The 8940-nt window shown below is 54.5% G+C and carries 10 protein-coding genes and 1 pseudogene; 4 read left to right on the top strand and 7 right to left on the bottom strand.

All coding sequences use genetic code 11. The features are described 5' to 3' along the window. A partial coding sequence (locus B3Z49_RS07765) for a glycosyltransferase family 9 protein (protein WP_296989633.1) occupies positions 1 to 819 on the bottom strand: 819 nt, incomplete at its 3' end. After that, positions 816 to 2048 (bottom strand): glycosyltransferase family 4 protein, encoded by a 1233-nt coding sequence (locus B3Z49_RS07760; RefSeq protein WP_296989631.1) that lies wholly within the window; start codon positions 2046 to 2048, stop codon positions 816 to 818. The genes B3Z49_RS07765 and B3Z49_RS07760, both read right to left, overlap by 4 nt. 39 nt (positions 2049 to 2087) lie before the next feature. Between B3Z49_RS07760 and B3Z49_RS07755 the strand changes: the two genes are divergently transcribed. Next, positions 2088 to 2897 (top strand): alpha/beta hydrolase, encoded by an 810-nt coding sequence (locus tag B3Z49_RS07755; RefSeq protein ID WP_296989629.1) that lies wholly within the window; start codon positions 2088 to 2090, stop codon positions 2895 to 2897. 38 nt (positions 2898 to 2935) lie between these two features. Here B3Z49_RS07755 and B3Z49_RS07750 read toward each other — a convergent pair whose 3' ends face one another. The 5 genes from B3Z49_RS07750 to tsaD form a co-directional block, all read right to left on the bottom strand. Further along, positions 2936 to 3271 (bottom strand): Rieske (2Fe-2S) protein, encoded by a 336-nt coding sequence (locus B3Z49_RS07750; RefSeq protein WP_296989628.1) that lies wholly within the window; start codon positions 3269 to 3271, stop codon positions 2936 to 2938. Next, on the bottom strand, positions 3268 to 3681 hold the full coding sequence (locus B3Z49_RS07745; RefSeq protein WP_064787792.1) for an EVE domain-containing protein: 414 nt from the start codon (positions 3679 to 3681) through the stop codon (positions 3268 to 3270). The genes B3Z49_RS07750 and B3Z49_RS07745 overlap by 4 nt, the downstream gene beginning before the upstream one ends. 3 nt (positions 3682 to 3684) lie before the next feature. Then, positions 3685 to 3963: a YciI family protein gene (locus B3Z49_RS07740; RefSeq protein ID WP_008888584.1), complete on the bottom strand. Its 279-nt coding sequence runs from the start codon at positions 3961 to 3963 to the stop codon at positions 3685 to 3687. 102 nt (positions 3964 to 4065) lie between these two features. Further along, positions 4066 to 5070 carry an NAD(P)H-dependent glycerol-3-phosphate dehydrogenase gene (locus B3Z49_RS07735; protein ID WP_296989618.1) on the bottom strand — a complete coding sequence of 335 codons (1005 nt, stop codon included), beginning with the start codon at positions 5068 to 5070 and terminating at the stop codon, positions 4066 to 4068. Positions 5071 to 5138: 68 nt separating this feature from the next. Beyond that, entirely contained in the window at positions 5139 to 6197 is a 1059-nt protein-coding gene (gene tsaD / locus B3Z49_RS07730) for a tRNA (adenosine(37)-N6)-threonylcarbamoyltransferase complex transferase subunit TsaD (protein WP_296989615.1), read from the bottom strand. 289 nt (positions 6198 to 6486) lie between these two features. Here tsaD and hemC point away from each other — a divergent pair, with 289 nt between their 5' ends. From hemC to B3Z49_RS07715, 3 genes and pseudogenes are all read left to right on the top strand, one after another. Next, the gene (gene hemC, locus B3Z49_RS07725; protein WP_296989613.1) at positions 6487 to 7431 is read left to right on the top strand and encodes a hydroxymethylbilane synthase; all 945 of its coding nucleotides are present in this window, start codon (positions 6487 to 6489) and stop codon (positions 7429 to 7431) included. Between the two features lie 36 nt (positions 7432 to 7467). After that, positions 7468 to 8175, top strand: a complete 708-nt coding sequence (locus tag B3Z49_RS07720) for a uroporphyrinogen-III synthase (protein ID WP_296989610.1) — start codon at positions 7468 to 7470, stop codon at positions 8173 to 8175. Between the two features lie 57 nt (positions 8176 to 8232). After that, positions 8233 to 8940 (top strand): annotated as a pseudogene (locus tag B3Z49_RS07715) (uroporphyrinogen III synthase); the annotation flags it as partial.

The following is an 8940-nucleotide window of genomic DNA, read 5'->3' as shown; positions in this document are numbered from 1 at the left end:
AACCGAACGCGCTGCAAGCGATGCAATATCAAGAAACCCGGTACGCCCCATCAAATTGCGTGCCTTCGGGCACATCTGATCAATCCGGTTCAAAACATCTGCTTCGCTATCGGTTCCGATCAGAACCGGGGTCAAACGGTAATCGGCCAATTTCTTGGCAAGAAGACCGAACCGCTCAGCCGGCCAGCGTTTCGCCGGACGGTGTGGTGCTCCGCCGGGGCAGATCAGAACAAACGGGCTTCGAATGCCAAATCGGTCTAGGTCTATATCGGACCCTGAAATGTATGGTGCTGGCACATCCTTGATACCGGCATCAGCAAGCTGGTCCGCATGTCGATCAATCGTATGCATATTTGAGCGCTCAGGATTGGCATGTGGATGAGAGCACCCACTCGCAATCCCTGACCATTCCGGCTTGGGTCCCGGCCAAAACAGTTTATAATAAAAGCCGGTCCGGTCGGACGTCTGCAGATCATAAACCCGGTCAAAATTACCGTTCCGAAGAAAACGGCGCAGTGCTAAGACTTCGCGCAATTGGCTCAGCTTCGGGCGCCGATCGATAGCAATCGAGTCAAAAAATCCGCTTGCCTTCATCAGATCGACATAAGGGCGTGTGGTCAACACCGTGATATGCGCATCTGGATGGGCGGCACGGATGGCCGCAAACGGTCCCATCGCCAAGACAACGTCGCCAAGCGCAGAAAGTTTGATGACAAGTATGCGCTTGCGCTTGGACTCTTCCGTCCCTTCCACAGGCTGTTCATCAACCCAAAAATCATCAGGATTCACGGACATGCTTTCGGTTTTATGGTCGGTCATGCGGCGTTCCTGATGACCCGTTTCAGCGCCTTGGCATAAACATTTAGTGTCCGCTCGGCCATTTGTTCCAAAGAGAACTCTGCAATCACATGATCGCGACCTTTAACGGCAAGTTTGGCGCGCTTTTCGGGTGTAAGGCTAAGAACCTGAACCAAAGCACGGGACAATTGATCAACCTCGCCTGGACTGACCAACCAACCTGTTTCGCCTGGAAGAACCGTTTCCATTGCACCACCATGCGCCGTCGACACAACCGGTCGCCCCATTGCCTGCGCTTCAGAAGGAACACGGCCAAAAGCCTCTGGTTCCATTGATGGGCAGGCAACGACATCTGCCAGCATATAGGCTGCTGGCATATCGTTGCAGTGATCCACAATATGGACGATGTCTTCCAACCCAAGCTTGCGAGTCTGGCTCAAGATCTCTTCGCGATAACCTGTCCGCCCTTGATCCGATCCGACGATCAGACATCGTACTTTGCGATGGCCAAGTTGTTCAAGAACGGCGGGAAGCGAGCCAATTAGGAAGCCATGCCCTTTCCAGCGCGTGATCCGCCCTGGCATCATGATGACATATTCCTCACCATTCAGGCGCCATTGGTTGGAAAGCGCAATCAGACGTTCTTGACTGACATTTTCCGGATTAAACAGATCCACATTCGTCCCACGCGGCACGATATTGAGGCGGTCAGGTTCGACCTTGTAATATTTGTTGATGTGATTGGCGATGTGCTTGGAAATCGCAATCACCTGATCACCCATGGTCATGATCGCGTTATAGCGACGCTTGAACGGGTTGTTGTATCCGGAATAGGTGCCGTGGAAGGTCGTCACAAACGGAATGCCGGTCTTGCGCGCCGCAAAATACGCACTCCAGGCCGGTGCACGTGAACGGGCGTGAATGATATCGACACCCTCTTCACGGATCAGCTTGACCAACGCATCGATATTCTTGCGCATGGTCAGAATATTTTTTGATTTAAGCGGCAGGGTGATGTGCTTCGCCCCAAACCGATCAAGTTCACGTTCGAGCCGACCGCCTTGGGATGCGACAAGCGCCTTGCCACCGCCATCGACAATTGCGCGCGCGATATCAACTGTTCCGCGCTCCACACCACCGGCATCAAGTTCGGGAAGCACCTGTAAAATAACGGCAGGCCGATAGTCCCCACCTTGCGCTTGGGGCTCTGATCGATAGACTGTTTCTGTCATTACTTCTGACGCGCTCATGCAACTCCAACCATCAACACCCAAGGACAATTGCCCCGGATGACCCATGACCTGCCAACGCCACAGCCTGCAAAGCCCGAATATCTCAACCGTCCAGATGGCTTAAAAATCGCATACCATCACGTGCCGGGCAAGCCATCTGACGTACAGGTGCACAATACACCCGGTGTAATGTTTCTCGGCGGGTTCATGTCAGACATGACCGGTACCAAGGCAACCCACCTTGAGGCGCACTGCATTCGACAGGGGGTGGCTTATACCCGCTTTGATTACACTGGTCACGGACAATCGTCGGGCAAATTTGCCGATGGAACCATCGGTCAGTGGGCACGTGATGCCATTGCAGTTCTTGATGAAATCACCTCTGGCCCGCAGATTCTTGTCGGTTCTTCGATGGGCGGCTGGATCATGCTTCTCGCAGCCCTCGCCCGACCGGAACGCATTGCCGGATTGGTTGGCATTGCTGCTGCTCCTGACTTTACCGAAGACCTGATGTGGGCGCAGTTCAGCGAAGATCAGAAAAACACCATTATTGATAAAGGCGCGCTGATCGAGCCGACCGAATATGGTGATGATCCTTATACGATCACCCGCGATCTGATTAAGGATGGCCGCAATCAGCTTTTACTGCGCAAGCCGATTAATCTGAAATGCCCGGTCCGGCTGGTTCAGGGCATGCAGGACCCGGATGTGCCATGGCAGACAGCGATCCGCCTGACCGAGGCGCTGGTATCTGAGGATGTCCGCGTGGATTTGATCAAGACCGGCGATCATCGGCTTTCGGAGCCAAATCAGCTTGACGTGATCACCAAGCATATCGAAGAAGTGATCACAAAGACGGCAGGGTAAATTGCCATCTTTGCATCAATTTCGGGCACGGCAGACGATCAGGCCAGAACGACCTGATCGTCTTTTATTTTCACCGCGACCGGTTCAAGCATATCACCCGTGCACGGACCGGATACACATTCGCCGTCCTCGATGCGAAAGCGTGCGCCATGAGTTGAACAGATGATTTCATCGCCAAAGTCGCTGATGAATTCATCTGGTTCCATATCCAGCGGCACACCGATATGCGGGCAGCTATTGATGTAGCCAAAGACGTCGTCGCCACTGCGGACAACGAAAATACCGGTACCACTAAGGTTAAGACCCTTGGCGCCAGTAGCATCGAGATCGCTGAGCGCGCAAAGGACTGTTCCTGCTGCGGGAAGGTCGCTCATGGATCGACCCCGCCCATCTCGCAGATCGCCGCCCAAGACGCGTCATCAATTGGCATGACCGACAATCGCGATTGTTTGAGCAGGGCAAGATCGGAAAAACGCGGATCGGCCTTGATATCGGCGAGGGTCACTGGCGTTTTCAACGGTTTGACCGTTTCGAAATCCACCTGAACAAACTTGCCCTTTTCATCGGTCGGATCCGGGTAATATTCGCGCACCACTTCAACAATCCCGACAATGCGTTTTTCATTCACCGAGTGATAAAAGAACGCCTTGTCGCCGATTTTCATCGCTCGCAGGTTTTTGGCTGCCTGATGGTTACGCACACCATCCCAGCCTTCAACACCCTTCTTGACCTGATCGTCCCACGACCAGCTTCCCGGTTCGGTTTTGACCAGCCAATACGCCATGGATCAGAAGACCTTCTTGAACGGGCGAATAACAACAGATTCGAACAGGCCAGCCTTGGCATAAGGATCATTGGCAGCAAATTCGCGGGCGTCTTCGATGGCATCAAACTCGATGATAAAGACCGAGCCGTTCATGCCTTCCATATCGGGATCAAGGGTCGGACCCGCTGCGACGATGCGATCAGCAAAACCGCCTTTGATATAGGCCAGATGGTCTTCGCGATTGGCCTTGCGCACATCAAGGTGGCCAGGCTTGTCAACACAACGGATGTAGAAATGCATGAACGGTTTCCTGCTTCTTTATGGGTTCAATATTCATAAATTGACAGAAGCCCCGCGCATTCTCAAGCCGAACTGCGCGGTCAATAACCGCAAGGCCGGAATTTAATCGGCGTTTTCAAGCTCATCACGGAACGGGCGCTGCAACAGGGCATTGATCGTGCTACGCAGATCCGCATCGTGATTGGCGACCTGATCAACCGCCGCACAGATCGGCATTTCAACACCATATTTGCTGGCAACAGCGGTGATGGATGCCGCGGTATGCACGCCTTCGGTCACGGAACGGCGTTCGACCAGAATGTCCTGTGCCTTGCGACCTTCGCCCAGCGCGACACCAAAGGTGTAATTGCGTGATAACGTGCCGGTGCAGGTCAGGGTCAAGTCACCAAGGCCGGCCAAGCCCAGCATGGTTTCAACCCGGCCGCCCATAGCAACTGCCAGACGCGACATTTCAGCAATACCACGGGTAATCAGGGCTGCACGGGCGTTGTCACCCAATTTCAACCCGGCCACCACGCCACTGGCAATCGCCAGAACGTTCTTGATCGCACCAGCCACCTCAACACCAGCGACATCGGTACTGAAATAGGGACGGAATTCCGGCGTGCCGATCAACTCGACCAGACGTTTGCCCAGGACACGATCTTCACAGGCCAGCGTGATTGCGGCTGGCAGGCCGATTGCAACCTCCTTGGCAAAGGTTGGTCCCGAAAGGACTGCCACCGGCACGTTTCCAAGGGTTTCAGAAACGACCTGTGCCATCAGGGCACCGGTTTCCTTTTCAATCCCCTTGCAGCAAATTACCGCCGGGAGCTGATCTGGCCAATGCGATGACAATTTGATCAGGGTTTCGCGCAAATGCTGCGCAGGTGTCACCAGCAAAACCGCATCAGAATCGCGCAGACCTTCGTAATGTGTGGTTGCGCGCAAGGCACCCGGAAGCTCTATACCAGGCAGGTAAAGATCGTTCTCACCTTTGGTGTTGATCCGATCAGCCAGTTCTTCGTTGCGCAAAATCAGTTCAACGTCTTCACCGGCCCGTACAGCCTGCACAGCCAGGGCCGTTCCCCAAGCACCGCCACCCACAACTGTAATGCGCTTTTTCATGATGTTTGTCCGGCAAAAATGAAGTTGTTTCGAGGATCGGCAAATACGTCAAACGCGACAGATGGGCCTTACGCCTTGATCCCGGCACCCGGGCGTTTGGGGGCCTCAGGATCCAGGGGCCAGCGCGGACGCGGCTTGAAGTCAAGATCATCGCGCTCACCCAGCCGGAACCGCTCCAGACCGGCCCATGCAATCATCGCGGCATTGTCGGTACAAAGGTGAAGCGGCGGTGCGACCAGTTCCATGCCCGCCTGATCGGTCAGTTCCACCAGACGTCCACGCAGATACTTGTTGGCCGCAACCCCGCCGGCAAGCACCAGCGTTTTGCCGCCGGGGTAATCGCGCATGAATTCAAACACGGCATTGCGCGCGCGATCAATCAGGGTATCACCCACCGCGCGCTGGAAAGATGCCGCAAGGTCGGCTTTGACTTCTTCCGTCTGTTGTTCGACCGGGAAGCCATCCAGATAAGTCCGAACGGCTGTCTTGAGGCCCGAGAAGGAGAAATCGCACCCCGGCCTTCCACGCAATGGGCGCGGCAAACCGAACCGGTTCGGATCACCCTTGGCGGCGATTTTTTCAAGCGCCGGACCACCGGGATAACCAAGCCCCATCATCTTGGCGGTTTTGTCAAACGCCTCGCCGACCGCGTCATCAATGGTGGTGCCAATGCGCTTGTACTTGCCAACACCCTCGACAATCAGGACCTGACAATGCCCACCGGACACCAGCAACAGCAGATAGGGAAATGCGACGTCATCGGTCAAACGCACAGTCAGCGCGTGACCTTCCAGATGATTGACGGCAAGAAAAGGTTTTTGGGCGGCAAAGGCAATCGCCTTGGCCGTCATGGTACCAACCATCACGCCACCGATCAGCCCCGGCCCCCCGGTGCACGCCACGGCATCAAGATCATCAAAATCAACACCGGCATCATCCATGGCCTCGGCTACCAGACGATCAAGATGTTCAAGATGGGCACGTGCGGCAATTTCCGGCACCACCCCGCCATAGGGTCTATGATCGTCAAGCTGGGACAACACACGGTTTGCCATAATTTCGCGCTTGTCGTTCACGACAGCAGCGGCCGTTTCATCACAGCTTGTTTCGATACCCAGAACGATCATGATCCTGATCCGTTTTACCAACTCTGCCGACACGGACGGCAATCGGAATCCTATTACAGGTGTGACGATGATGTAGCGGAAAGTTCCTGCGCTTTCCACCCCCGTGCAGCGCAAGTGCCATATGCAGTTATCGCGCTTCACGAAGGCAGCGAAGATTTTGAACCGCGACCTAAATCAATGCAGCCCAGTTTCGAGCGATTACAATAACCGAAAATTCAGCCTTTTGCCGGTGGCAATAGGCTGCCCGCAGACCTTGTTTTTAAACAGTTTTAAGACTAAGACTTCACTCATGACAGATACAGCAAAACTTCGCATCGGTACCCGCGGTTCGCCCCTGGCTTTGGCACAAGCGCATGAGGTCCGTGACAAACTGGCAAATGCCCATCCGGAACTCGCCGAAGAAGGCGCAATTGCCGTCACCGTGATCACAACAACCGGAGACAAGATCCTTGATCGTGCCTTGTCGGAAATCGGCGGCAAGGGACTGTTTACCAAGGAAATCGATGACGCCCTTCTGGGTGGCGAGATCGACCTTGCTGTTCACAGCATGAAGGATGTGCCAACTGTTCTGCCCGATGGCATGATCCTGCCAACCATCCTGCCACGCGAAGATGTACGCGATGCATTTATTTCGCTGAAATATAAAAGCTTTGCCGAAATGCCCGCCGGGTCCGTGATCGGGTCGGCCAGCCTTCGTCGTCAGGCCATGATCCTGAACAAATATCCCGACCTCAAAGTCGTGACGTTCCGCGGGAATGTGCAAACCCGTTTGCGCAAACTCAGCGAAGAACAGGTTGATGCCACACTTCTGGCAATGGCCGGCCTGAACCGTCTCGGACAGCCCGACATCGCCACAGCCCCGATTTCCGAAGACGATATGTTGCCGGCGGTTGCGCAAGGCGCCATTGGCATTACCATCCGCGAAGATGATGCACAGTGCAAAAAATGGCTTGCTGCGCTTCATTGCGAAACCTCTGCTATTCGCGTGGCAGCAGAACGTGCAGCGCTTAAGGCACTTGATGGATCATGCCGCACCCCGATCGCAGCACTGGCCGAGTTTCAGGATGATGGCAGCCTGCGCCTGCGTGTATCGATTGTGCGCCCGGACGGCAGCGAACGCCTTGATACCGAACGCATGATCGCCAAACCGGATATCGCAACAGCGATGGCGACTGGCACGGATGCCGGTGAAGAACTCAAGCAACGTGGCGGACCGGACTTCATTTCCGCCTGATCTTGGTAACAGACTGGGACGCAGATGGGACCCTTGGTGCTAAATACCCGGCCCGATACCGACTCTGCCGACCTTTTGGCAGCACTTGACAAGCGCGGCTATCGTCACCTGTCTGCGCCAATGCTGAATATTGTCTTTCCAGTTCCGACAAGCCCGCTTGATATCAAGAAATACCAAGCAGTGATTTTCACATCGGCGAACGGGGTCCGGGCATTTGCCAAACTGACCGGGGATCGGTCTCTTCCGGCCTATTGTGTTGGCGACGCGACGGCCAGAACTTGCGCCATATTTGGCTTTGATAATGTTTGTTCGGCAAATGGTGACATCAACGATCTGGCAGCGTTAATTCGCAAAAAAGTTGATCCTGCACATGGACCACTTTTCCATCCGGCCGCGCGTAAAACGGCAGGTGATCTTGGCCAAATGCTTTTGACTGATGGATATGAAGTCGACCGGCAAACCGTTTATGAAGCACAAGAAAGCAAGTCGTTCCCAGAAGACGTTTTAGAGGCGCTTCGCAATCATCATATTGAAGCTGTTTTATTTTTCTCTCCCCGCACTGCGGAAACCTTTGTTAAGCTGGTCCGCAGCTATAAGCTGGAAAGAGACTTGTCCGGAACAAGCGCGATTTGCCTAAGTCCAGCGGTGCAATCGAAGATATCCGATCTTACATGGTATAGAACACGCGTTGCATCACAACCGACACAAGAATACCTTCTTTCCGAGCTAGGGTCCCTGTCGTAATGGCTTCCTGCGCCTGACGCCGTCTTGGGAATAACCGCAAACTGCAATGGTCTGATCGTGAAAACACCAGAAACGCCAAAAACCAATGCTTCCGCAAAATCGGCCGACACCAAAGAGTCGTCCGACACCATTTCCGTAGATAGCAAAGGCAATGCGAAATCGTCGGCCAAAGCGGCCGATACCGGCACAACTGCCAAATCCAGCGTGCCAAACTCAGGCACGGTCAAATCTGGTGAAACCACTGCGAAAAAGGACGGCAGCCCTGCGGACAAACCCGCAAGCAGCGCCAATGCCGCAGCAACCGGCATGTCAAAACCCGACACCAAAGCCGGTGACGATAAAAAGGCATCGGCAGCGAAATCGAGCGCGCCCGCAAAACAAAAAAGCGGTGGTGGCAAAGCGCTGTTTTTGTTTGTGATCATTATCGTCGGTGCCCTGGCAGCAGGCTGGCTGACACGCGCAATCTGGTGGCGCGATGCAGAACCGGTTCTGACACAGTATGTACCAAGCGACATTCTTGCCGAAATCGCACCTGAGGGCTACGGCCCGCATGCAAGCAATGGCAGCGAGATTACAGTCACCGACACCCCGTCAGACAATGGTTCATCTGATGGTACAACTCCTCCTGCCCCCAACGAAGATGCCGCCATGGCCGAAAAGGATGACGGCGTGTTGGCGACCGAAGGAATGCTTCCGACTGCTACGGATGAAAGCGTCTCGACCGCGAACTCCAACCCCATCCCGGATGGATCTGTTGTCATTGAT

Source organism: Thalassospira sp. UBA1131, assembly GCF_002311515.1.
GTDB lineage: Bacteria > Pseudomonadota > Alphaproteobacteria > Rhodospirillales > Thalassospiraceae > Thalassospira.
This window is presented reverse-complemented; position numbering and strand designations above follow the sequence as displayed.

Coding starts and splice junctions, on each gene's coding strand:
- B3Z49_RS07755 (WP_296989629.1), top strand. CDS start 2,088: ATGACCCATGACCTGCCAACGCCACAGCCTGCAAAGCCCGAATATCTC.
- B3Z49_RS07750 (WP_296989628.1), bottom strand. CDS start 3,271: ATGAGCGACCTTCCCGCAGCAGGAACAGTCCTTTGCGCGCTCAGCGAT.
- hemC (WP_296989613.1), top strand. CDS start 6,487: ATGACAGATACAGCAAAACTTCGCATCGGTACCCGCGGTTCGCCCCTG.
- B3Z49_RS07740 (WP_008888584.1), bottom strand. CDS start 3,963: ATGCATTTCTACATCCGTTGTGTTGACAAGCCTGGCCACCTTGATGTG.
- B3Z49_RS07735 (WP_296989618.1), bottom strand. CDS start 5,070: ATGAAAAAGCGCATTACAGTTGTGGGTGGCGGTGCTTGGGGAACGGCC.
- tsaD (WP_296989615.1), bottom strand. CDS start 6,197: ATGATCGTTCTGGGTATCGAAACAAGCTGTGATGAAACGGCCGCTGCT.
- B3Z49_RS07745 (WP_064787792.1), bottom strand. CDS start 3,681: ATGGCGTATTGGCTGGTCAAAACCGAACCGGGAAGCTGGTCGTGGGAC.
- B3Z49_RS07760 (WP_296989631.1), bottom strand. CDS start 2,048: ATGAGCGCGTCAGAAGTAATGACAGAAACAGTCTATCGATCAGAGCCC.